The 22,288-nt window shown below is 51.0% G+C and carries 34 protein-coding genes and 1 pseudogene; 31 read left to right on the top strand and 4 right to left on the bottom strand.

The window, feature by feature from the left end:
- Nucleotides 1-111: 111 nt before the first annotated feature.
- Together OGX91_RS21590 and OGX91_RS21595 are read right to left on the bottom strand one after the other, a co-directional pair.
- A pseudogene (locus tag OGX91_RS21590) lies at nt 112-252 on the bottom strand (hypothetical protein); the annotation flags it as partial.
- A gap of 283 nt (nt 253-535) precedes the next feature.
- Nucleotides 536-940, bottom strand: a complete 405-nt coding sequence (locus OGX91_RS21595; protein WP_128317595.1) for a helix-turn-helix domain-containing protein — start codon at nt 938-940, stop codon at nt 536-538.
- A gap of 122 nt (nt 941-1,062) precedes the next feature.
- Between OGX91_RS21595 and OGX91_RS21600 the strand changes: the two genes are divergently transcribed.
- The 13 genes from OGX91_RS21600 to OGX91_RS21660 all read left to right on the top strand — a co-directional run bounded on the left by OGX91_RS21600 (nt 1,063) and on the right by OGX91_RS21660 (nt 8,544).
- Nucleotides 1,063-1,293 carry a transcriptional regulator gene (locus OGX91_RS21600; protein ID WP_128317596.1) on the top strand — a complete coding sequence of 77 codons (231 nt, stop codon included), beginning with the start codon at nt 1,063-1,065 and terminating at the stop codon, nt 1,291-1,293.
- Nucleotides 1,294-1,295: 2 nt separating this feature from the next.
- The gene (locus tag OGX91_RS21605) at nt 1,296-1,850 is read left to right on the top strand and encodes a toxin YdaT family protein (RefSeq protein WP_128317597.1); all 555 of its coding nucleotides are present in this window, start codon (nt 1,296-1,298) and stop codon (nt 1,848-1,850) included.
- Nucleotides 1,851-1,904: 54 nt separating this feature from the next.
- Nucleotides 1,905-2,705, top strand: coding sequence for a DUF1376 domain-containing protein (locus OGX91_RS21610; RefSeq protein WP_048221168.1), 801 nt, complete (start codon nt 1,905-1,907; stop codon nt 2,703-2,705).
- Nucleotides 2,706-2,707: 2 nt separating this feature from the next.
- Nucleotides 2,708-3,448: an ATP-binding protein gene (locus OGX91_RS21615; protein WP_128317599.1), complete on the top strand. Its 741-nt coding sequence runs from the start codon at nt 2,708-2,710 to the stop codon at nt 3,446-3,448.
- A 19-nt stretch (nt 3,449-3,467) separates the two neighbouring features.
- Nucleotides 3,468-3,884 carry a PerC family transcriptional regulator gene (locus OGX91_RS21620; RefSeq protein WP_048221169.1) on the top strand — a complete coding sequence of 139 codons (417 nt, stop codon included), beginning with the start codon at nt 3,468-3,470 and terminating at the stop codon, nt 3,882-3,884.
- Between the two features lie 5 nt (nt 3,885-3,889).
- A complete protein-coding gene (locus OGX91_RS21625) occupies nt 3,890-4,228 on the top strand; it encodes a DUF977 family protein (protein ID WP_047358009.1) in 339 nt (112 codons plus the stop codon).
- 256 nt (nt 4,229-4,484) lie between these two features.
- On the top strand, nt 4,485-5,444 hold the full coding sequence (locus tag OGX91_RS21630; protein ID WP_286627285.1) for a YbgA family protein: 960 nt from the start codon (nt 4,485-4,487) through the stop codon (nt 5,442-5,444).
- A 229-nt stretch (nt 5,445-5,673) separates the two neighbouring features.
- On the top strand, nt 5,674-5,907 hold the full coding sequence (locus OGX91_RS21635; RefSeq protein ID WP_032943871.1) for a DinI-like family protein: 234 nt from the start codon (nt 5,674-5,676) through the stop codon (nt 5,905-5,907).
- A 43-nt stretch (nt 5,908-5,950) separates the two neighbouring features.
- The gene (locus tag OGX91_RS21640) at nt 5,951-6,196 is read left to right on the top strand and encodes a hypothetical protein (protein WP_048221170.1); all 246 of its coding nucleotides are present in this window, start codon (nt 5,951-5,953) and stop codon (nt 6,194-6,196) included.
- A gap of 129 nt (nt 6,197-6,325) precedes the next feature.
- Nucleotides 6,326-6,526 carry a hypothetical protein gene (locus tag OGX91_RS21645; protein WP_286627286.1) on the top strand — a complete coding sequence of 67 codons (201 nt, stop codon included), beginning with the start codon at nt 6,326-6,328 and terminating at the stop codon, nt 6,524-6,526.
- 2 nt (nt 6,527-6,528) lie between these two features.
- A complete protein-coding gene (locus OGX91_RS21650; protein ID WP_275398856.1) occupies nt 6,529-6,888 on the top strand; it encodes a RusA family crossover junction endodeoxyribonuclease in 360 nt (119 codons plus the stop codon).
- The gene (locus OGX91_RS21655; protein WP_286627287.1) at nt 6,885-7,925 is read left to right on the top strand and encodes a DUF968 domain-containing protein; all 1,041 of its coding nucleotides are present in this window, start codon (nt 6,885-6,887) and stop codon (nt 7,923-7,925) included. The genes OGX91_RS21650 and OGX91_RS21655 overlap by 4 nt, the downstream gene beginning before the upstream one ends.
- A gap of 13 nt (nt 7,926-7,938) precedes the next feature.
- Nucleotides 7,939-8,544 (top strand): hypothetical protein, encoded by a 606-nt coding sequence (locus OGX91_RS21660; RefSeq protein WP_048221176.1) that lies wholly within the window; start codon nt 7,939-7,941, stop codon nt 8,542-8,544.
- A 311-nt stretch (nt 8,545-8,855) separates the two neighbouring features.
- Here the strand turns inward: OGX91_RS21660 and OGX91_RS21665 are convergent, their stop codons facing one another.
- Nucleotides 8,856-9,230, bottom strand: a complete 375-nt coding sequence (locus tag OGX91_RS21665; protein ID WP_286627288.1) for a FlxA-like family protein — start codon at nt 9,228-9,230, stop codon at nt 8,856-8,858.
- A gap of 144 nt (nt 9,231-9,374) precedes the next feature.
- On the opposite strand from OGX91_RS21665, the gene OGX91_RS21670 reads away from it, so the two are divergent.
- A complete protein-coding gene (locus OGX91_RS21670; RefSeq protein ID WP_048221178.1) occupies nt 9,375-9,563 on the top strand; it encodes a hypothetical protein in 189 nt (62 codons plus the stop codon).
- Nucleotides 9,564-10,002: 439 nt separating this feature from the next.
- On the opposite strand, the gene uspF is transcribed toward OGX91_RS21670, so the two are convergent.
- On the bottom strand, nt 10,003-10,437 hold the full coding sequence (gene uspF / locus OGX91_RS21675; protein WP_048221179.1) for a universal stress protein UspF: 435 nt from the start codon (nt 10,435-10,437) through the stop codon (nt 10,003-10,005).
- A 363-nt stretch (nt 10,438-10,800) separates the two neighbouring features.
- Here uspF and OGX91_RS21680 point away from each other — a divergent pair, with 363 nt between their 5' ends.
- The 17 genes from OGX91_RS21680 to OGX91_RS21760 all read left to right on the top strand — a co-directional run bounded on the left by OGX91_RS21680 (nt 10,801) and on the right by OGX91_RS21760 (nt 22,276).
- Nucleotides 10,801-11,187, top strand: a complete 387-nt coding sequence (locus tag OGX91_RS21680; protein ID WP_048221181.1) for a phage holin family protein — start codon at nt 10,801-10,803, stop codon at nt 11,185-11,187.
- Complete coding sequence (locus tag OGX91_RS21685; RefSeq protein ID WP_072161082.1) at nt 11,174-11,455, top strand: phage holin family protein; 282 nt, start codon at nt 11,174-11,176, stop codon at nt 11,453-11,455. Before OGX91_RS21680 ends, OGX91_RS21685 begins: the two co-directional genes overlap by 14 nt.
- Nucleotides 11,455-12,084, top strand: coding sequence for a glycoside hydrolase family 19 protein (locus OGX91_RS21690; RefSeq protein ID WP_053389963.1), 630 nt, complete (start codon nt 11,455-11,457; stop codon nt 12,082-12,084). Before OGX91_RS21685 ends, OGX91_RS21690 begins: the two co-directional genes overlap by 1 nt.
- Before the next feature lie 7 nt (nt 12,085-12,091).
- The gene (locus OGX91_RS21695) at nt 12,092-12,367 is read left to right on the top strand and encodes a hypothetical protein (protein WP_048221183.1); all 276 of its coding nucleotides are present in this window, start codon (nt 12,092-12,094) and stop codon (nt 12,365-12,367) included.
- Nucleotides 12,312-12,521 (top strand): hypothetical protein, encoded by a 210-nt coding sequence (locus OGX91_RS21700; protein ID WP_072161081.1) that lies wholly within the window; start codon nt 12,312-12,314, stop codon nt 12,519-12,521. The genes OGX91_RS21695 and OGX91_RS21700 overlap by 56 nt, the downstream gene beginning before the upstream one ends.
- Complete coding sequence (locus OGX91_RS21705) at nt 12,499-12,729, top strand: hypothetical protein (protein ID WP_048221184.1); 231 nt, start codon at nt 12,499-12,501, stop codon at nt 12,727-12,729. Before OGX91_RS21700 ends, OGX91_RS21705 begins: the two co-directional genes overlap by 23 nt.
- 123 nt (nt 12,730-12,852) lie before the next feature.
- A complete protein-coding gene (locus tag OGX91_RS21710; RefSeq protein WP_219725564.1) occupies nt 12,853-13,017 on the top strand; it encodes a YnfU family zinc-binding protein in 165 nt (54 codons plus the stop codon).
- Nucleotides 13,018-13,259: 242 nt separating this feature from the next.
- The gene (locus OGX91_RS21715) at nt 13,260-13,766 is read left to right on the top strand and encodes a DUF1441 family protein (RefSeq protein WP_115644301.1); all 507 of its coding nucleotides are present in this window, start codon (nt 13,260-13,262) and stop codon (nt 13,764-13,766) included.
- A gap of 3 nt (nt 13,767-13,769) precedes the next feature.
- Nucleotides 13,770-15,887, top strand: a complete 2,118-nt coding sequence (locus OGX91_RS21720; protein ID WP_286627289.1) for a phage terminase large subunit family protein — start codon at nt 13,770-13,772, stop codon at nt 15,885-15,887.
- A complete protein-coding gene (locus OGX91_RS21725; RefSeq protein WP_016150423.1) occupies nt 15,884-16,099 on the top strand; it encodes a hypothetical protein in 216 nt (71 codons plus the stop codon). The genes OGX91_RS21720 and OGX91_RS21725 overlap by 4 nt, the downstream gene beginning before the upstream one ends.
- 8 nt (nt 16,100-16,107) lie before the next feature.
- A complete protein-coding gene (locus OGX91_RS21730; protein WP_286627290.1) occupies nt 16,108-17,619 on the top strand; it encodes a phage portal protein in 1,512 nt (503 codons plus the stop codon).
- The gene (locus OGX91_RS21735) at nt 17,576-19,678 is read left to right on the top strand and encodes a ClpP-like prohead protease/major capsid protein fusion protein (RefSeq protein ID WP_032943859.1); all 2,103 of its coding nucleotides are present in this window, start codon (nt 17,576-17,578) and stop codon (nt 19,676-19,678) included. The genes OGX91_RS21730 and OGX91_RS21735 overlap by 44 nt, the downstream gene beginning before the upstream one ends.
- Before the next feature lie 72 nt (nt 19,679-19,750).
- Complete coding sequence (locus tag OGX91_RS21740) at nt 19,751-20,086, top strand: capsid cement protein (RefSeq protein WP_286627291.1); 336 nt, start codon at nt 19,751-19,753, stop codon at nt 20,084-20,086.
- Entirely contained in the window at nt 20,086-20,442 is a 357-nt protein-coding gene (locus OGX91_RS21745; protein ID WP_040230736.1) for a head-tail joining protein, read from the top strand. Before OGX91_RS21740 ends, OGX91_RS21745 begins: the two co-directional genes overlap by 1 nt.
- 1 nt (nt 20,443) lies before the next feature.
- Nucleotides 20,444-21,100: a hypothetical protein gene (locus OGX91_RS21750; protein WP_286627292.1), complete on the top strand. Its 657-nt coding sequence runs from the start codon at nt 20,444-20,446 to the stop codon at nt 21,098-21,100.
- 11 nt (nt 21,101-21,111) lie between these two features.
- On the top strand, nt 21,112-21,666 hold the full coding sequence (locus OGX91_RS21755) for a hypothetical protein (RefSeq protein WP_286627293.1): 555 nt from the start codon (nt 21,112-21,114) through the stop codon (nt 21,664-21,666).
- Complete coding sequence (locus tag OGX91_RS21760; protein WP_182269984.1) at nt 21,659-22,276, top strand: phage baseplate assembly protein V; 618 nt, start codon at nt 21,659-21,661, stop codon at nt 22,274-22,276. Before OGX91_RS21755 ends, OGX91_RS21760 begins: the two co-directional genes overlap by 8 nt.
- Nucleotides 22,277-22,288: the final 12 nt, after the last annotated feature.

Consider the following 22,288-nt stretch of genomic DNA (forward strand, 5'->3'; position numbering starts at 1 on the left):
CAATTTAACCAGAACAGGTCTTCGTCTCCTGTTTGGTTACGATGGTGGTATTACCATCACAATGCCCTGTGCACCGGGCATGAGGCTGGCAACAGCCATTGGTCAAACTCGTTATGAACGAACTGCAGTCCGTTGGTCAGCAGACGGGTCGCCTTTCTGGGCGAGCATGTAGCAAATCAGTCGAATGATTACTTCAATGCGATTTAGATGTACGGCCTGACACCGCACTGGTTTACGTGCGAAATCGATCATGGATTTATCCTCTTGCGTTGCCCTTGTCGCCAGGCTGGCGGAACGTTGAACCTGCTGCGTGTTAATACTTGTCATCTCATCCGGTGATTCGTATGCCGCCGGCAGCTACTTCGTGGGCGTCCTGCCTTGATGACTGATTTTCTAAAATCAGACTACAAATAATATTTTCATTGGTCAAGTCTTTGCTGATGATAAAATTTTCAATGAAGTCTGTGGTGTTTACATTTTGTGAATTTTAGACGAAAAAAAAGCCGCTATTGCGGCTGTTTGGTGGGGATCTATCTCAGTCCTGAGGTGTTGGAGGTTCAACTTTTCTTTTCTTGAGGAATTCCGCCATGAATTTATCCAACTCATCGAGCCTTTCATTAGCAAGGGCAATAAACCGATCTTGCTCAGATTCCGGAAGCTGATCGAATACATCCAGCAATCGCTGCTGCTTGTCGTTTAGGACAGTTTTGCTCTCAGTGGTTTCCTTAAGCCATTTTTCTTCGGCATCAGTCATAAAGAACCAATACAATGGCTTACCTAGAGCTTCCGGCAGCAAAGCCAGCTTTTCCTTTCTTGGAATAATTCCAGAATTACACCAGCCACTGACAGATTGAGAGTTCACACCAACCCGGCGGCCTAACTCAGATTGAGATATGCCAGCCTCATCGAGAGCTCTTATCAGTCTTTCTTCAAAGTTCATATTCATATCCAAATCAAACCATTAAGCAAGGATACAAAGTTTTTTTGCAGATTGGATCGTTCTATTTTCTTGACAATGAAAATTTTATTTTCAATTATGTGAAAACAAAATCAGGAGGCATCATGAAAGAACAGACCCAGAAAAAAATACTTACGTTATGTGGTAGCCAATCAGAGCTGGCTCGCCGGCTTGGTAAAAATTCGCAAACTGTTTCAGCTTGGTTTCGTACTCAAGTCGCCAGCACTGAGGTTCTAAACGCATGCAGAGCTCTGGACTGGCAAGTCATCCCCCATGAATTGCGCCCTGATCTTTATCCGAACCCTACTGATGGTTTACCTCAAAAGGAGGATTAATCATGCAATCAGCAACGTCTCAACATCATAGCCAACGTTTAGTTATTCCGTTGAAAACGGAAAATCATTTTAAACCTCAGCGTCGTGACAGCATTCAGCACCGCGTCATATTGGCAGCCGTTCGTGAATGGGAATCGATATTACCAGGACAGGCACAGGAACGGATCGCCCAGCTGGTGGCTGAAGAGTGGGCCAAGGCAGATGGCCGCGGAATTGCTGTTAATAAGCAGAATTTATTCCGGTATCTGAAAAACGAAGGGGGGTCAGAAAAGTATACGGCTTACGTTATGCAGCTGTCAGGCTCAATCATTGCTGCTATGCCAGTTCAGATTGCCAGGAAGCACGGGTTAAGTAATGCGAGCACAGAAGCGGAGTTGGTGGCCAGCGCTATCAAAGAATGCAGTGAGGCACATCAGGCGAAATTAATCGGCGCTCCGTTACAGAAACTGGAGAAGGAAATTCGTGAAGCAGCAATCGCTTTGTTCAACATGTTACCAGCTGATGCGGCGGGACCACTACTGGCGAGTTTAAGCGCCGTAGCGCCGCAATTGTTTTAATCGAGTTTTGAGCAATAACCATTACGCGCCGGGAAACCGGACAAGGGAGTAACCATGGCAGCTCTGCCTTACATGCAACTTTACATTGCTGATTACCTGGCGGACACCATGCATCTGTCTACAGAAGAGCATGGCGCATACTTGCTACTGATGTTCAATTATTGGCAAACCGGTCGCCCGATCCCTAAAAACCGACTATCGAAAATTGCACGGCTGAGTAACGACCGTTGGGATGCCGTTGAACCTTCGTTGAAAGAGTTTTTTAACGATAACGGCACCGAATGGGTGCAGGAGCGTATAGAGCGTGATCTGGAGGCGGTTAAAAACTCAATCAGCCAAAAGTCAGCAGCTGGAAAAGCATCCGCTCAGGCGAGAAAAGCTAAAAAAGGAGCGAATAACCAACAAAATAACAACGGGTGTTCAACGGGTGTTGAGCTGCCGTTGAAACAGAACGCCAACGGAAACCCAACTAATAAAGATCCAGATACAGATACAGATCTAAAAGAAAACCAAGAGAGAGAGTTATACGCGCCAGGTGGCTTTTTACCTCCCATAGGCAAATTTCCGATTACAGATGACTGGACACCTGGTGATGACTTTGTACGCCAGGCTGCGCAGTGGGGAATAAATCTTGGGGATCTACCAGGGTATACCGCCGTCGAATTACAGCAGTTCCGGGACTACTGGAAATGCGAAGGGAAAGTTAAACATCACATCCAGTGGGAACAGACTTTTGCTTCCAGCCTGAAAACATCACGCGCCAAATCTTCCTCACCATCGGCAGGTACACGTCGACAGGCTGGCTTTGGCGTTTCACAACCTGACACTCAGATCCCTCCGGGATTCAGGGGGTAATGATGAAATCGACGCATGATTTGCTCGGCCGTCTGCGTAATCTCATGCCTGCAGGTGTTCAGCCGAAATTTACCAGCAGTCAGGAGTTAATGGCCTGGCAGCAGGAAGAAGGGCGAAAGCGCGCAGCTGAGCTGGAAAAACAAAATCAGCGTAACCGTTCAGAAAGGATTTTTGGGCGCTCAGGGATCTGCGAGTTGCACAGGGGGTGCTCATTTGCAAATTACCAGGTGAGCAACGACGGGCAGAAACACGCGCTGACGATGGCAAAGAGCTACGCCCATAACTTTGGGAATGGCTTTACCAGTTTTATATTCAGCGGCAGTTGCGGAACAGGGAAAAATCATCTTGCCGCGGCAATCGGGAACTACCTGCTTCAGCACGATTATTCCGTTCTGGTCGTGACAATACCTGATTTGATGCTTCGCACCCGCAAGTGCTATGACGAGGGCCAGTCTGAGTCCGATTTGCTGGATGATTTGTGCAAGGTTGATTTGCTTGTTCTTGATGAGGTTGGTGTTCAACGTGATACGCGCAATGAGTGGGTATTACTTAATCAGATAATCGATCGCCGTATGGCGTCAATGAAACCAGTGGGGGTACTTACAAACCTGAATTATGACGAATTATCAAAAGTTCTGGGTGAGCGGATCATGGACCGCTTAACCATGGATGACGGTATCTGGGTAAATTTCGCCTGGGGAAGTTATCGAAAAAATGTGACCCACTTACGGGTCGTGAAGTAACCAAAACGAGTATTGACCAATGACCATAGAAATCTCTCAGAAAGATCGGGTAGCGATAGTGGTACGCCATACCCCGAACTGCGTATTACGTGATGTGTGTGAAGCGCTGGATATTCCATCCGGTACCGCTGGTAAGTTTCTGCGCGCGCTGACTGTCAGCGGCACCGTCCTGCGCACTCACAACGGAACTCAGTATGTTTATAACATCTCTCCGGATGCAGAATTACCTGACGTAAAGCTGCCCTTCATGGAAGAGAAAAGCGATCCGGCTGAAACGCAATTAGCGGAGAAAATGGCGAAAGACCTTAAGTCACGGGGACTCTGGCGGCGCGCGGCAAAGGTATATACCGACATGTTAGACATTGCCCGTAGTTCAGCTGAAGTGTCACGTATAGCGCAGCAACGTAATGAATGTCTACGTATGGCCCGGAGATGATCAGCATGCCAAGACCAAATACACCAGAAGAGCAGGCGGCACTTATTCGGGTGATCATTGAAGAGGTGAAAATCCGTGGACGCTTAACCGTTAGCGAGGCATCACAGATGTTGTCGCTGCATCGTCAGACTGCTGAGAAGTATTTCCGCGTCGCAGCCGAACGCGGCGAACTCATTCGTTACGGTCGTCTTGGTTTGTTCAGGGATCGGAAGGCAGTGATTGATTTCGATCTCCAGCGTTTTTCATACGGATCGAGTAAACCTGTTATTGAGTTACCTGCAGATTTTCGGGGAAGTGCAGTTATGCGCCGGGTTATAGATATCGTGGGGAGGATGCCAGCATGACAACCGAAAAACGGCGGAACATGGCTTTCACTACTCGACGTTGAGCATGTCCTGCTAGTGGTAGGCGTAAGATTTAAGGATGAGTGAAGGAACCTCAACTTTACGGCTCTATCTGATTCCTTTTCATTACGCTGGCGATGTCCTCATGGTTATGCTTATCTGTAATAAGAATGATATAAATAGATTAGGTATTATCATTTGAACAGTCACGATTTTCCTTTCGCGAAGTGGGCATTGAATTAACGAGGGTATCGATATGAACACTCAACCAGCTATCGGGATTAGCGGATGCTTGACCGGAACAGCTGTGCGGTTCGACGGCGGCCATAAACGAATGGGGTTTGCGATGGATGAACTGGCTCAGTGGGTAACTTTCAAGCCTGTCTGTCCGGAGATGTCCATTGGTTTATCTGTTCCCCGCCCAGCATTGCGCCTGGTTCAAACCAATGAAGGTTATATTCGCATGCGTTTTAGTCACGAGCCTGGTGAGGATATAACTGACAAAATGACTGAATTCACAACTCCATATATCCGAGGGCTTAGCACCTTGTCTGGCTTTATTGTCTGTGCCAAATCACCGAGTTGCGGTATGGAGAGAGTGAGGTTGTATGACGAAATGGGAAATCGTGGGCGGAAAGAAGGCACGGGCCTTTTTACTGGTGCGTTAATGGAAGCATATCCGTGGTTGCCGGTTGAGGAAGATGGACGTTTGCACGATCCGGTACTGAGGGAGAATTTTATCGAGCGCATCTTTGCTCTCAATGAACTTAACATCTTAAGGGCTAATGGCCTTACGCGTCATGGGATACTTAGTTTCCATAGTCGCTATAAGCTCCAGCTTTTGGCTCATAACCAAGCAGGCTATCGTGAAATTGGGCCTTTTGTTGCTTCGATGCATGAGTGGAATGATTTGGAAGCATTTTTTGTTCTTTACCGAGAAAAGTTAATGGCAATCCTCAAGAAGCCGTCCTCACGGAAAAACCATACCAACGTGTTGATGCACATCCAGGGATACTTCCGTAACCAGTTGAATACACGTCAGCGCGGAGAACTGCGTGACGTTATTCTCAACTATAGCAGTGGACTCTTGCCGATACTCGCTCCACTTACTTTGCTAAAGCACTATCTGGCTGAATATCCAGATCGCTATTTGCTTACTCAGAACTATTTTGACCCCTACCCGAATGATTTAGCCCTACGCCTGATGGTTAATTAGTTTTTGAATACAGCCTTTAAACTATTTAATCTCTGGATCTTTAACCCGCTCCGGCGGGTTTTTTCTTATCTATACAGTGTTGCCACTCAGATTTAGTGAATCCCTAATGCTAGGAAAAGCTCAGTGTATACAACGGCATGGCTTTGGCAAAAAGTGCTATTAACCACTTGAATATGAGATTCAATAGGTATACTGTATTAATGTACAGTATTTTGATGTAGAGGGAATTATGAAGGTAGAACTTACGATCAACAAATCAAAAGACCTGCCGCGCGGAGCCATACCCGCACTTGAGAAAGAGCTGCTTAAGCGACTTCAGAATCAATATGGAAATTGTTCTCTAGTTATCCGCACGGCTGGCGGTGATAGCTTGACAGTTTTTGGTGGCGATAAGGGCGATAAAACGAAGGTGGAGGAAATCCTCCAGGAGACCTGGGAAAGCGCTGACGACTGGTTTTATTAGTTTTTTGGGTATTACTTTATCCCGATTGCATGGGGGAGTTTAAGTGAAAGAAAAAGTAGAATTGCCCAAAAAAGGCTACGCAGTCATCAGATGTCACGATGGAGTCATCGTTGCCAGGCTGCAATCATTTCCTGAGTGTGAGCGCGCCCTGATGTATCGTCGCGGTAGCATGGTGTCTTTCATGCCTCTTCAGGATAATGAAATTATTGGTACACCTACGTTGTTTACTCAGATGCTGGAAAGGGCTGGTTATCGCGTTACTCAGAATTCTGTTACACTCCCGTCATAGGCCTGAACAACCTATACCTGCTGCGCCACAGGAGAAAAGCCCCATGGCGCAAGATCAATTCAAGCAATCCCACATACTGACGTTAACTAACGCCAGCGATTTTCTTTTTGCCGCATCCAGAGGTGCGTTATGAAGAAAAGCTGGTTTCAACATACCCAACTCACCACTGAGCAGGCTGACGAACTGGAAGCCCGCTATCACGCAAAGCAGATTAAGACCGAGCGTAGTCTGGATAATGACTTCATTCACTGGACGATCAGCGCGTTCTTGCCGGAAGTATCTAAGCCTCCGCGTCAGGACAGAACCTGGCAACAACGGTTCTGGCGGTGAATATGAAAGTCTACGATATCACCCCAATGGGCAAGTCCAGAATGACGCGCGCTGACAAATGGAAAAAGCGCCCTGAGGTTCTGCGTTACCGCGCTTTCTGTGATGAAGTTCGTCTGCGGGGGGTTGAGCTGCCGGAAAGCGGTTCACATATCACCTTCATTCTTCCGATGCCAGCGAGCTGGAGCAAAAAGAAACGGGCTGAGTTCAACGGTAAACCACACCAGGCTAAACCTGATTTTGACAACATGATGAAAGCCCTGATGGATGCCATTTACGAAGATGACGCTCACATCTGGGATTCACGCGTCACAAAATTATGGGGAGAGAAGGGACAAATAATTATCGGGGAGATTGCAGAATGAGGGCGCTGCTGAAGCCGGTGGTTGCTCGTGAGCTTGGAATTGTGCTGCTCAAGCCGGGCAGCGAGCTGATGTCATTATTCAGTTGTGAACGTGTGCTGGTAGAAAGCCAGCCAGCAGGTATGGAGCGTTTGCCTGCTGGCCGTGTTCCTGACGTTCGCCAGCCGCTTGCATGTGACGAGTCCCTGCGACCGTTCTTCCTGGATGAAAAAGTTATTAAGGCTGCTGGTGGTTTGAGTGGCCTTGATTACTGGCTTCTGCGCTATGGCGGTAGCTGCTGCCAGTGGCCACACAGCGATTACCATTATCACGAGTTAACCACTCTGCGTCATGAACCCGGATCGGTTCTTCTGTGTGGACATTGTGATAACCATTTGCGTGACCATTACAGCGAACAACTTGCAGAGCTGGCGAGATGTAATGTTATTAGCTGGATTATCAACAGCATCATGGTGGCACTGAATCAGGATCCTTCCAGAGAACTGTCGCTGGCGGAGCTATGCTGGTGGGCGGTGCGTATGGGGGTTACCGACGCAATTCCCGAATCAGTAGCCAGTCGGGCGCTTCGTATTCCTTCGGAAGATCATCAGTCAGTCATGCATGAATGCGACGTCGAGCCGGGTGTAACCGCCACCAGCATCATTACAGCCAAAGCCAGCACAGTAACCGTGAACATGCCACCAGCGCAGGTGCCTGAGGTTAAGCCTGTAGTTGGTGTTCTGGTCGACCCTGAGTCCCCGCAAACCTATATGAAACGTCCAAAGCGTATCCGTTGGACGGCCCCCCGATATCTGGAATGGATTAAAACACAGCCCTGCGAATGCTGCGGCAAACCATCCGATGACCCACACCATTTAATTGGCTGGGGGCAGGGAGGTATGGCAACGAAGGCGCATGATATTTTCGCGATCCCTTTGTGTCGTCAGTGCCATACAGAACTACATAACGACCCGGTGAAGTTTGAGCGAAAGCATGTACCTCAGCCGGTAATGATTATCAGAGTGCTGGACCGGGCTTACGGGCTCGGTGTTCTGGCGTAAGGAGAAAAACAGGATGACACCACGTCAACGCCGCAATCATTTTGAAGCACTTGGTAAAGCAGCATCTGCGCCGCGTAAAAGTTGGCTCGGTAAATGTATCCTCCTGACGGGGATCCAGTCCGGATGGATTAAATCCCTGCTCACTACCTGGGGGGAAGGTGTGGGAGGAAAAACTGCTCCTCGTTTGCCGCGAGGACATGCGTGTTGGAATGTGCTTAAGGGACGGAACTGGTCAGATAAGGCACTCGAGCGATTCACCGTTGCGTTAAATCAGGCGAGAGAAGAGGGATTCCGTGGACAGCAGGCAATGAACAGGGCACACAGCATTCTCTGGCCCCAGTCACCCGCCAGTGTAATTGACGAGGCCCTGCATAGTGACGATGTCGATTTTGTTGAGCAATGCGTACTGCAGGCGCTGGATATAAACGATCCGGTTTATGTTGTTGGTCTTCAGTATTACACCACCCGAAAAAAAGTCTCAGACATAACCCGGGAACTGCAGGCGATTGCGCCATGGCTGACACAAGAAAAGGCCAGAGAGCGAGTGAAGTGGTGTTTACAGATTTTCAGAGCAAAGGTGTTCTTGTCAGCGAAAGCACTTTTGGAAAGCAAGGAATAATATTTTTGCTTTTTTGTGCTGTTTTTTGTGTCTGGTATTGAAAACTACCCAGAAAGTTAGATAATCCATTCATGCTTGGCAGAGCTGCGCCACGATGGCAGCGACGAAAAGTGAACAATTTGAATATAACGAGAACCCTGCCAGCGCGGGGTTTTTGCTTTCCGGCGATACGACAGGGGTATTCGCGAGGTGTATTACACCAGTACCCCTGTCATATCGCCGTGCTGAATCGTTAACTTGAAAACAAGTTCTCACAACGCTCCAGTGCTTTTTCGTTTTTAACTCAAAGGAAAAATGGTTGGGGGTAGCTGCTAAACGTAGACATCAATATTTTTAGTATTATTCCCTGCAACGTTCGAACCTGATTTGTCACTTACCATAGGTAATGCTCCCGATACCATTTGGTTTTTTTCTGCTTCTTGTTTTTGTAATTGAGCAATTTTTGCGTATATAGACTCGATTTGCCTTTGAATCATCTCCATCTGCTGTTTAAGCAGTTTTGCCTCATCTTCGGAGGTTACTTCATTTATTTTTGAACCCATGGCGCTGAGCTCTTTTGTCAACTCACCAATTTGTTTTTTCAGGTTTTGAATTTGTTGTGAAACAGAGTTGCCAGTACTTGAAGGTGCTTGTTTTACTGTGCTTTGCAGTATGTCCTGACTCAAAGTGCTAACTGTCATACTCATGGTGGTTCCTCCGGGCTTACATTTATTACCCATTATCGTCATCTTTCGAAATTACTTTATTAGCAAAGGTTAAGTTGTGGCTTCCTGCACCACAGCATTATTTGTACCACTCTAAACTATCTGCTGAGTATCGCGGAGGAGCTTATGAAAGAAGGTTACTACTGGATTCAGCATGTCGGTGTTGTACAGGTGGCGTACTACACGAATGACACTGTTGATGATCTGGAAACGGGTAAAACAATCACAGGTGTCTGGCATCTGACCAGAGGCGATGACATTTGTCATAACGGTGAAGCAGAGGTGTTTGAAGGTCCTCTTACTCCACCTATATAAACAACCGCACTTACTTCGAGGCAGCCGCATGGTGGCCTTTTCCATTTCGGGCTCACGGGTATCACTCTCTACGTGCTTTGTTGATAAATCAAGCCCGTGAAGTCTGATCCTTTTAGAATAATAGTGCTGTTTGATTGCAGGTTTTTCTTATTGGTTCTAAAGTTATAGAGCATCTAGTAAAAGCTCTCGTTTTGACGTAATTGTGATGAATCCCCCTAAGCGGAGGGGTGAAACTGACAGTAAACAAAGTCATGGAATGACATGCTTAGTGCACACGGGTCATGGTTTGTCAGCCAAAGGTCCACCGGGAGGCACCCGGCATCACGTTAATCAAAATACTTCTTTTCAGGCCCACTCCATGGAATGGGCCTTTTTCTTGCATTTTGATAGTGTAATTCTAGCTAACGGAATGTCATCTAAGCGCGTGGCGATTCATTTCTTATCGAACTACAAGTACAGGGCAACCAGCGTGTCGGACAACGGCGGCTGCATTCGATCCTAAGAGGTAGGTTGAAATGTCTGGACGATGTGAGGCAATAATGATTAAGTCAGCATCGATTGATTTAGCGAGATTAAGTATTTGATCCTTTGGTGACCCAGCGGCTGCATGTGTTTGGGTTTTTCCCGCAGGGATTTTGAATTGCTTCACGATTTCATCCAGTTTCAATAATGCAGCGTGCTGAATGTCTTTTAATTTTGGCATTTCTGCTGAATATGCCAGACCTAAAGATGAGTAATAAGGCAATGTGGGAACTACTGTTAGAAAATGTACTTTAGCAGTATTTAATACAGAATGAGCCTGAACATAGGGGATAACTTGCCGTGTTAAGTCAGTCTCAGAAACATCAATTGGTACTAAAATAGAGTTGTACATTTTAGCCATCCTGTTTGTTTTTTGTTCGGCAGGAAGTTTAGTATCTGGGACAAAAAAAAATGTGTCTTGGCTGGCAAAACTTACGAATTGGTACCTTCATACTATTTGCGCTTTCAATCTAATGATTCTGGGGGGCAGGATTCATTATGTAGGTATTGTTCAAGTATCAGAGTTGCTTAAGACTCCACTTACTCCATCAATGTAACAACCGTATTCATTTCGAGGCTGCCGCATGGCGGCCTTTTTCATATCAGGCTCACGGGAATCATCCGCTACGTGCTTTGTTGACAAATCCAGCCCGTGAAGCCTGAACCTATTTCCCCTCATTCCTGAGAGGACTCACAGCAATTAAGAGGGGGCTAAATGTCCGATCCGATTTCCGGTACTGGGCTGGCTGGTGGTGTCCTGACGGGGGCCAGCGTCTATGGATTTCTTTCCGGAACCGATTACGGCGTGGTATTTGGCGCATTTGCCGGGGCTGTATTTTATATAGCAACGGCTGCGGACCTTAGCGCAGCACGTCGGCTGGCGTATTTTGTCGTGTCCTACATTGCCGGGATCATCTGCTCAGGGCTGGTTGGTTCAAAGCTGGCTGACTGGACTGGTTACAGTGATAAGCCTCTGGACGCTATCGGAGCCGTAATCGTTTCTGCTTTAGCTGTCAAAATCCTGACGTTTCTGAATAACCAGGATGTCGACTCGCTGGTGGCGCTGATAACGCGCCGGGGAGGTTCAGGTGGTACTAAATGACCCGTCAGCAACTGTTAACGCGCTGCTCTGCGCAGGGGTGGTAATAACCCTGATGTTCTACCGCCGGGGTGATTCCCGGCATCGTCCGTGGGTATCGCGTCTGGCATGGTTGATCACTGTGACTTACAGTGCAGTGCCACTGGCCTATCTGTGCGGCATTTACCCTCATTCTTCATGGGCCACGATTGGGGCCAACATCATTTTCCTGTCCGTGCTGGTGGCCGTCAGAGGCAACGTTGCACGTCTGGTTGATCATCTGAGGCACTAATGAATCAACAACAATTTCAGCAGGCGGCTGGTATAAGCGCCGGATTAGCTGCGCGCTGGTTTCCGCACATTGATGCAGCAATGAAGGAGTTTGGCATCACTGCGCCGCTCGATCATGCGATGTTCATCGCGCAGATGGGGCATGAGTCCGGCGGGTATGAAAAGCTGGTGGAAAGCCTGAACTACGCAGCCGATCGTCTTGTTCCCGTATTCGGCAAGCACCGTATCACGGCACAGCAGGCTGCCGCGCTCGGCAGAACGGCAACGCAATCGGCAAATCAGAAAGCGATTGCTAACCTGGTTTATGGCGGCGAGTGGGGCAAAAAGAACCTGGGCAACCAGGTTGCCGGTGACGGGTGGAAATATCGCGGGCGCGGGCTGAAGCAAATCACAGGGTTAAGCAACTATCGCAAATGCGGTCTGGCGCTAAAACTTGATCTGGTTACGCAGCCGGAATTGCTGGAACAGGACGAAAATGCAGCGCGTTCCGCAGCGTGGTTCTTTGCCACCAGCGGATGCCTTGTGTATTCCGGCGATGTGGAACGTATCACGATCATCATCAACGGCGGTAAAAACGGTCTTGATGACCGCCGTCGTCGGTTCAATCTGGCAAAAGCCGTGCTGGTGTGAGGCTGCTATGGGAATTGAAATGATTATCGGGCTGGCCGCAGCGGTGATTGCCGTTATCGCTGGTGCTTTTGGTTTCGGCCATGCGCGCGGCACCAGTAAAGCGGAAGCCAAAGCAGACAAGCAGCGCACCGAAGAGAACGCAGCGGCGACCGTTGCGGTGGCAGAACGTAAAGCTGAAGTCACTAAAGAGGCCAGTAATGCCCAGCAGACTGTTAATCACATGCCTGATGACGACGTTGATCGTGAGCTGCGCGAACAATTCTCCCGCCCCGGTGGTGGTTGATACTGCGTGCAGTTGGGTGCGCATCATCTACCTGACTGACCACGATATCGATGTGCTGGATAAGCAGACGAAGCGCGACATCCTGGCGCATAACAAATCAGTGCAGGTTAACTGCAAGAAGGAGTCTGCCCGTGAACGCAGAGAACCTAAGTGAAGCGTATTACATCAATAACGAGATAAAAGAACTACAGCGGCTGAAAGGTATACTGGAAAGTGGTGCCGGGCTTGGTGTGACAATCCAGTCCGCCTATCAAGATAATGCCTTTCTTGAGGCTATACGCCCACATGCAGTGGCCGAACTTGACCGCCGTATTGAGGGAAAGAAAGCCGTGTTGGTTAATTTGGGTATCTCCTTCTCCTGATGTCACAGGCATTTAGTGAATGCCTGTGACAAAGCTAAATGGCATCAAGCATGCGATGATGATTGGTTAATAATTGAGCTATGCATGGTATAATAAGCCCCATTCATTGAAAGGTTAACCACCATGTCATTTTTCGATTATGCAATGCAGCGTGTTGGGCTTGCAGCCAATATGACTGTCATGTGCCCGATATGCGGACATAAATCCATACACTCGACCACGAAAGTACGCCAGCAACAGGCGTTACTTTGCCCTAAATGTAAATCGCTGTTTGTCATTCACAGGTAGTGGGTCGCGATACAAATAACCCTAGGCCTCGCAATAGCGGGGCTTTTTTATGCACTCAAATGACAATATTTCTCATTTTCAAAAGGTACTCCTGGCGATTCTGAACACCGAGGGGGCGAGGACACGCGGAAAACGGCTAGTTTTTTGCATTTTATCGGCATCATCATCATTCCCTTAACTTGTTGATATTTCAGTCGTGAAATTATTCACGATGTCGAAATGGTTAAATATTGTTCATCATCATGGATAACGAACTGAAAAACCTTCGCCTCAATATCAATCAGCTGGCGGCGGTGACCGATCTTCATCGTCAGACGATCTCCAGCAAGCTGAATAACATTGAGCCTGCTCCTGGCAGTAATTCTCGTCTCAAGCTTTATTCTGTCGTGGATATTCTCCGGGAACTGCTGGGTCGTACCACGGCACCCGAGCTGGTGGATATCGATAAGATGTTGCCGCCGGATCGTAAGGCATGGTTTCAGTCTGAACGCGAGAGGCTTAAATTCCAGCAGGAAACAGGTGAGTTAATCCCGGCATCGACAGTGACCCGAGAATTTTCATCGATGGCAAAAGCCGTCGTTCAGGTGCTGGAAACGCTGCCGGATATTCTTGAACGTGATTGTGCGATGACGCCTGCAGCTGTCGTTCGGGTGCAAAAAGTCATCGATGACCTGCGGGATCAGATCGCCCTGAAGGTTGAGCAGGCAGATACGCCGGAACAGGAGGACAGTTCGCCAGAAGAGGAGTAAGCCATGCGACAGGCCACGGCGGCGGAGCTAAGAAAAAACACTGCCGGGATCATCAGAGCACCGCGCCGAATGCCTGTAGCCGAAGCCGTGCATAAATATATGCGTGTTCCGGTCGGCGTGGGTAACTCCGTTGAGTGGGATCCTAATCTTGCCCCTTATGTTGTGGAGCCGATGAACTGCCTGGCATCACGCGAATATGATGCTGTCATTTTTGTTGGCCCTGCCCGAACGGGTAAAACCATTGGTCTGATTGATGGCTGGGTGGTGTACAACGTTGTCTGTGATCCGTCTGACATGCTCATCATTCAGATGACGGAAGAGAAAGCGCGGGAACACTCAAAAAAACGCCTGGCCCGAACATTCCGTGTCAGCCCGGAGGTGGCATGCCGGCTGAGTCCTTCACGCAACGACAACAACGTTCATGACCGGACTTTCCTTGCCGGGAACTACCTGAAGATAGGCTGGCCGTCTATCAACATCATGTCCTCCTCAGATTTTAAGTGTGTGGCGCTGACGGATTACGATCGCTTCCCGGAAGATATCGACGGGGAAGGGGACGGTTTTTCGCTTGCTTCAAAACGTACCACCACCTTTATGTCGGCGGGGATGACGCTGGTCGAGAGTTCACCGGGCAGGGAAATCACCAATACGAAGTGGCGGAGAAAGTCACCTCACGAAGCCCCTCCCACGACCGGGATCCTTTCTTTATATAACCGTGGCGATCGTCGTCGCTGGTACTGGCCATGTCCACATTGCGGGGAATATTTTCAACCGGCCATGGAGGCGATGACTGGCTACCGGGAAACGTCTGACCCGGTAATAGCCAGTGAGGCGGCGCATATTGATTGTCCGCATTGTAGCGGCACGATTACCGCCGACAGGAAACGGGAGCTGAACGGAAAGGGGGTCTGGTTGCGTGAGGGACAGACTATCGACCGTGAGGGCAATATCACCGGGGAAGCCCGTCGCTCGCGCATTGCCTCGTTCTGGATGGAGGGACCTGCGGCGGCATACCAGACATGGGCGCAACTGGTCTACAAATTACTGACGGCGGAACAGGACTATGAAGCCACCGGCAGCGAAGAAACGCTCAAGACGGTAATTAATACTGACTGGGGGCTGCCTTATCTTCCCCGTGCAGCCAGTGAGCAGCGACGTGCTGACGTGCTGATGCTGCGCGCAGAAGATTATGGCAAACGACTTGTGCCGCCGAAAGTCCGTTTTCTTCTGGCATCGGTGGATGTGCAGGGCGGGAAGAAGCGCCGTTTTGTCGTCCAGATCATCGGGTACGGTGAAAACGGCGAACGCTGGCTGGTGGACCGTTACAACATCCGCCAGTCCCTGCGCTGTGATGAAAATGGTGAGGCAGAGCAGGTGCATCCCGGATCCTATCCGGAAGACTGGCAACTGCTCATCACGGATGTTCTGGAAAAAACCTATGCTCTGCAGTCAGAACCTTCGCGACGGATGCCCATACTTGCAATGGCTGTCGACAGCGGCGGGGAAGATGGTGTAACGGATAACGCCTATAAATTCTGGCGCCAGTGTCGTCGTGACGGACTGGGTAAACGGGTTTACCTGATAAAAGGTGACAGTACCAGACGCCAGAAAATCATTACCAAAACTCACCTTGACAACACAGGCCGAAGCGATCGCCGGGCGGATGCGCGTGGTGAGGTTCCGGTTTATCTCTTGCAGACAGACCTGCTAAAAGATCAGCTCAGTAACAACCTTGAGCGTGAAACACCCGGTGCCGGGTATATCCATTTTCCTGACTGGCTGGGGGAGTGGTTCTACGAAGAACTGACCTACGAAGAACGTGGTACGGACGGAAAATGGCGCAAGCCCGGAAAAGGCAATAACGAAGCCTTTGACCTTTTCTGTTATGCCCACGCCGTCGCTGTCCTGCGTGGTTATGAAAAAATCCGGGACTGGGAACAGCCTCCGGCATGGGCAGCTGCTCAGGAGTGTAATTCAAACATTATTGACGGGGAGCGCCCCAGGGAGATTACTGTGAAAAAAGCGGTACCTGTACGTTCGTCTTCTGTTTCAGTAACTGAACCGTCCAGCCCGCTTTCTGGTGGCTGGCTGGGTGTCAGTGATAACGGAGGCTGGCTGTGACGAAATCAGAAATTCAGCAGATGCTGGTAACTGTACGCCAGGCATACCGTGATTCCCTGGACGGGAAAAGTGTGTCTTTTACGGGCGTAAATGGTCGCGCCATAACTAACCATGATCCCGTGGCGCTTCGCAGAGAGCTGGAATACTGGGAAAAACGCTGGGTTGCCGTGAACCGTCGCGGTGGATCTTTCAAACTCGCCAGATTTAATTAAGGTCTTCCATGGGTATTTTCGACAGAGCACTTGGTGCAATTGCACCAGGGTGGGCAGTCGCGCGCGCCAGAAACAAAATGCTGTTGCAGGCATACGATGCGGCACAGCCTTCCCGGCTTAATAAAACGAAGCGCGAGAGCCGCGCGGCTGACACTGCTGTTGGTGTTGCAGGTGTATCACTGCGCGAGCAGGCGCGGGCGCTGGATGAAGACCATGACATTGTAATTGGTCTGCTGGATAAGCTCGAGGAGCGGGTGATTGGTGCCAAGGGGATTCAGGTTGAACCGCAGCCACTGGGGCTGGACGGAAAACTGCATGAAGAATTTGCGGCAAAGATTTCCGCGCTCTGGTCCGAATGGTCAGTTCGCCCGGAAGTGACCGGGATGTTTACCCGCCCGGAAGCGGAACGGCTGGCGCTGCGTTCCGCATTGCGTGATGGTGAAATTTTTACCCAGCTTGTGAGAGGGCCGGTTGCTGGTTTGACTCACTCGACCAGTGTGCCGTTTTCTCTGGAGTTGCTTGAGGCTGACTTTGTGCCGATGAACCTGAACAGCACCTCGGGGCAGCAGATCCGTCAGGGCATTATTGTGAATAACTGGGGACGTCCGACAGGCTACCGGGTATATAAATTCCATCCGGCCAACATGACGCGTTTTAGCGCAGAACTGAAAACTGTTGCTGCTGAGAATATGCTGCATCTCGCGCAGCGAAAACGTCTTCATCAGTTACGCGGGGTGAGTCTGTTACACGGCGTGATCCGCCGCCTTGGCGACATTAAGGATTATGAAGAGAGTGAGCGCGTGGCCGCAAGAATCGCTGCTGCGCTGGGCTTTTATATCAAGAGAGGTGATGCCGCTACTTTCCCTCAGGAAGACGACTGGAAGCCGTCAGAAAATAAATACCGCTATTTTGATATCGCACCCGGGATGATTTTTGACGATCTGGCACCGGGCGAAGATCTGGGCATGGTGGAATCCAATCGGCCGAATGTCCATCTTCATGAATTTCGCAACGGGCAATTACGTGCTGTTGCCGCCGGAAGCCGGGGAAGCTATTCCAGTATTGCCCGTGACTACAATGGCACATACAGCGCCCAGCGCCAGGAACTGGTGGAAAGCTATGAAGGCTATAACGTACTGCAGCAATGGTTTGTTGGTCAGCACAGTCGCCCGGTATACCGCGCCTGGCTGGCGATGGCGCTGTTAACGACAGATATCCCAGCGGATGTGGATCGAACAACCCTCTTTAATGCGACTTATCTTGGCCCGGTTATGCCGTGGATTGACCCTGTAAAAGAGGCAATGGCCTGGCGGGGAATTGTGCGCGGTGGTGCGGGAACTGAAGCGGAATGGATCCGCGCCCGTGGGCAATCCCCCCAGGAGGTGAAGCGCCAGCGTATGCGTGAAACCGAATTCAACCGAGAAAACGGGCTGGTGTTCGACTCAGACGCCGCCAACGATAAAGGAGTGCTCCCTGATGCAGCAAATGATAAGCCCGCCCCGTCACGGGACGATGATTAACCCCCGCGCCAGTGTGGCTGGTATCGATGCCGCAAACGGTCAGTGCTGGTATGAGATTCGCGCACTGGCTGCAGGGCGTGTGGAAATATTTCTCTATGACGTGATCGGCGGCTGGGGGATTACCGCTCAGCAGTTCGTCTCCGACTGTAAGGAGGCCGGGGTGTTTGAGGCCAGCGCTGTCGATCTACATATCCACAGCCCGGGCGGCGATGTGATGCAGGGATTTGCCATCTTTAACACCTTGTCCCGTCTGAAGGCGAAGCTGGATATCTGGGTGGACGGCGTGGCTGCCAGTATGGCTTCAATGATTGTCTGCCTGCCCGGTGCCACGGTGCATATGCCGGAAAACGCCTGGCTGATGGTACACAAGCCGTGGGGCGGGATCGCCGGGGATTCCGATGATATGCGTGATTACGCTGCCTGGCTTGATCGTAATGAAGCGCTGATGCTCAGTGCCTACATGAACAAGACCGGGCTGGGGCAGGAAGAACTTGAGGCGATGCTGAAAGCTGAAACCTGGCTTAATGGCGCGGAGGCGGTGGAAAAAGGTTTCGCTGACACGCTTGAACCAGAACTGCAGGCCGCGGCCTGTGTGAATCAAAATAAACTGAAGGATTATCAGAATATGCCAGAACAGATTAAAAACCTTTTTGGGCCGCGTGCTGAAGGCCCTGCAAGTCAGCCGCAACCCGCACAAAACCCGGCGCCGCAGGCCGCAAATAACCCACCGGCACAGCAACCCACCCAGCAACCGCTGGCAGGAAATATCGACATTACCGCGCTGGCCGCCCAGCTCCAGCAGCAGATGCAGGCGGCGAATACTGAACGAGTAAGCGCAGTTTCCGCTGTGTTTGATGCGTTTCCTGCTTTCGGCTCGCTGAAAGCAGAATGCATCACGGATATTTCCTGCTCAGCGGAACAGGCCCGCACCAAATTGCTCAGTGCGCTGGCGGCAGGGACGACCCCGAGTGCCGGACCGGGTGCAGTTCACATCCATGCAGGTAACGGGAATATTGTTGGTGATTCCATTCGTGCGGCGGTGATGAACCGTGCGGGCTATGCGCAGGCAGAAAAAGATAACGCCTACAACGGGTATACCCTGCGCGAACTGGCCCGCGCCTCGCTGGTGGATCGTGGTATCGGTATTTCTGGTGTCGGTACCGCACAGGCGATGGTTGGGCTGGCGTTCACCCACAGCAGCAGCGATTTCGGCAATATCCTGATGGATGTGGCGCATAAGGCGGCATTGCTTGGCTGGGATGAGGCCAGCGAAACATTCGAACAGTGGACCCGTAAAGGCACACTGACCGATTTCAAAACCGCGCACCGCGTTGGCCTGGAATCACTGGCATCGCTGCGTAAGGTTCGCGCCGGGGCGGAATATAAATATGTCACCATTAAAGATCGCGGTGAGCCGATTGCACTGGCCACCTATGGTGAGCTTTTCAGCATTGACCGCCAGACTATCATCAACGACGACCTGGATATGCTGACGCGTATCCCGCAGGCAATGGGGCTTGCTGCGCGAGCCACCGTCGGCGATCTGGTCTGGGCTGTACTGACCAGCAATCCAAAAATGTCGGACGGTAAGCCGTTGTTCCACGCCGATCACGGCAACCTTGTTGCAGCCGATCTGAGTATTGAAGGGCTGGATACTGCACGTAAGGCAATGCTGCTGCAAAAATCCGGCGATCGTCGTCTGAATATTCGTCCTGCCTACATGCTGACGCCAGTGGCAATTGAGTCACGGGCAAATCAGCTGATTAAATCCGCCAGTGTACCGGGTGCAGACGCGAACAGCGGGATCGTTAACCCGATCCAGAACTTTGTGACCGTGGCTTCTGAGGCCCGCCTGGATGACAGCAGCCCGACCGATTATTACCTGACCGCTGCGCAGGGGCGCGACACCATTGAAGTGGCGTATCTCGACGGTATCGACACGCCATATCTGGAACAGCAGCAGGGCTTCACTGTGGACGGCGCCGCATTCAAGGTGCGCATTGATGCTGGGGTGGCTCCGCTCGACTGGCGCGGGCTGGTTAAAGTCACCAAAAAATAATGACCGCCGCCTGGCGGTTTTTTTATCCCTGAAGGCGGCGCTGGTCGCCTTTTCCTTTTATGGAGAAAAAACATGGCGAAGAACTATCAGCAGGACGGTACCACACTGGATTATCACAATGCGGGTGTTGATGCTGTTTCATCCGGCGCGCTGGTGGCGGTCGGCGGAATTGCCGGGGTGGCACACAGCGATATTCCTGCTGGCGAGTGGGGAACACTGCATATGTCCGGTGTTTTTGTGCTGCCTAAAGCGGCAGAAGAAATTGCGGCAGGCCAGAAACTGTATCTGGCTGGCGGCAAGCTGACGGTGGCAAAAGGCGATGATGCAACGCCAAACCCGGTTGTTGGTTCCGCCTGGGGAGCAGCTGAGGCAGATGATGCTGATGTTGCCGTCCGCCTGGGGTTCTGATGAGCCGGTTCCGGGAGCGTTTGGCTAAAGCAGATGCCCGGATTAACCGGGCGTTTGCCGAAGAAGTCCCTGCATGCCTGCAAACGGGTGAAGGCCCGCGTCTGGTGACCGTGATTTTTGAATCACCGGATGCGCTGTCGGGTGTACCGGGCGGCGGGGAAATTCAGAACCATTCCCCGGCGTTCAGTGCAATGACTGCGGATATTTCCGGTCTCGAAAAACATGACGGTGTGGTGATCAATACCATCCCTTACCGGGTGACACATATCGGCGCGGATGAAGAAGGGCGGACCCGCGTCACGCTGGCATATGGGGAACCCGGCAAAACACAGCCTCAGATCGATAAATGGAGCTGATATGGCGCGGGAGTCTCGACTGCGGCGGGATTTACCCGTCGATATTGATGTGGATGTTATCTGGCGAATTGCGGACAGTATCGGTGCGACGCAAAAACAGTTCCGTGCAGCATACTCGCGCGCGCTCAGGCGTACTGCCGCCACGCTGCGAAAGAATGCGATGGCGGATCTGAAAGACGGGCTGGCCCCACGCAGTATGGATCTTGTCCGGCGCCGTCTGCTGTCTTTTCGTCTGGACAGGGGATCACAACTGGATAACTTCCGGCTCTGGTTCGGGCTGAATGCCATTAAGGTGAAAGACCTTAAAGGACGAATCAACGGGCGGCTGCGACCGCACCATACCCGGCGTGACCGCAACACGGGGCGTTTTATTAAAGCGCGCCGCCAGGCAGAAAACGCCGGATTTTCCCCGAAAGGTAATCTGCTGAGCGAACGGTCGTTTGAAAACGGGGAGGTGTCCCGTTCAAAACGGGATAATCGCCGGACGGTGGTTATTCGCGATCCCCTGACCCGCCGGACACGCGAAGCAGAAATGGATATCTACGAACCGATGCTGAACTACATCGAGGACAACGCATTTGCGGAAGCGATGGAGATTTTTATGCATCACTTTGAAACCGACATTCGCGGGCGCGTAAAAGCCCGTATTTCTGTCTGAGGTAACGAACGATGGCCGAGCCACTGTTGCTGGGGCGGTATCACGATGCTGTGACTGACGCATTAAAAAAAATCGGATGGGTGCGTGATGCCGGTGCGTATCCGGAAAGGAATGTTCCCCGCTTTTCGGGCCTGACCACGCCCGCGGTGTATTTCTCGATTAACAGCTGGGAACAGGGCGGAGGTAATGAGGGGCAACTGGGCGTTAATTTAACCTGTGATCTCTTCGTGGTGGTGGATGCCGCCGGATCGGGTGTGAGTCAGCCTGAGATTTTTGTCAGAACCGCTGCGGCCGATATTACCCAGTGGATTGACGGGAAGCAGTTTGGTCTGGGGCATATTGAGCCTGCGGTATTCACCACGGCTGAACGTGATGAGTTTGATCCGCGAATGGATGATTATCTGGTCTGGCGTATTTCATTCACCCAGGCGGCTGCATTTGGTACTGACCCCTTTGCAAACAACGGCATTCCTCTGCAGCAGGCCTGGCTGGGTGCTGCACCTGATACGGGCCGTAATCACGTGGATGACTATCAACTTATCTGGGAGGCTCAGCCCGATGAGTGATATAGCAGGCGACCTGCAGCGCAGGCTGGCGAACCTTGTCCGGCGCGGCGTTATCCACTCCGTCAGGCACGATCGCATCCCAAAATGCCGGGTGGATTTGGGGGATATCATCACGACCTGGCTGCCGTTGTGCCAGGGGTTTTCCGGAACTAACCGCGCTGATTCAAATCCTTATGCCGTGGGGGATGCGGTTACGGTCCTGTCCGAAGCCGGAGATCTCAACAACGGGCGGGTGTTTCCCGGATGGAACACGGGAAAGCTGCCGGTGCCGGAAGGAAGTGACAGCGAGCACATTACCCGATACAGCGACGGGACCGAGATCCGTTATGACAGGAACGCGCATGCCCTGACGATTACGCTGGCTGATGGTGGAACTTACAAAATTGTCGGTAAAGGCACGCTGGATGGTCCGGTTGAAATTACCGATACCCTGACAGTTCAGGGCAAAACCTGGATTAATGCTGACACGTCGGTTACAGGGAATATCGGGGCGTCAAAGGAGATAACGGATAAATCCGGCAGCATGAGCAAGATACGTGAAGTCTTTAACAACCACGATCACCGCGGCGACAGCGGCGGGCTCACCGATAAACCTAATCAGAATATGTGACCTGCTGCGGCA

It is taken from the genome of Citrobacter sp. Cpa228 (genome assembly GCF_030333085.1).
GTDB lineage: Bacteria > Pseudomonadota > Gammaproteobacteria > Enterobacterales > Enterobacteriaceae > Citrobacter > Citrobacter pasteurii.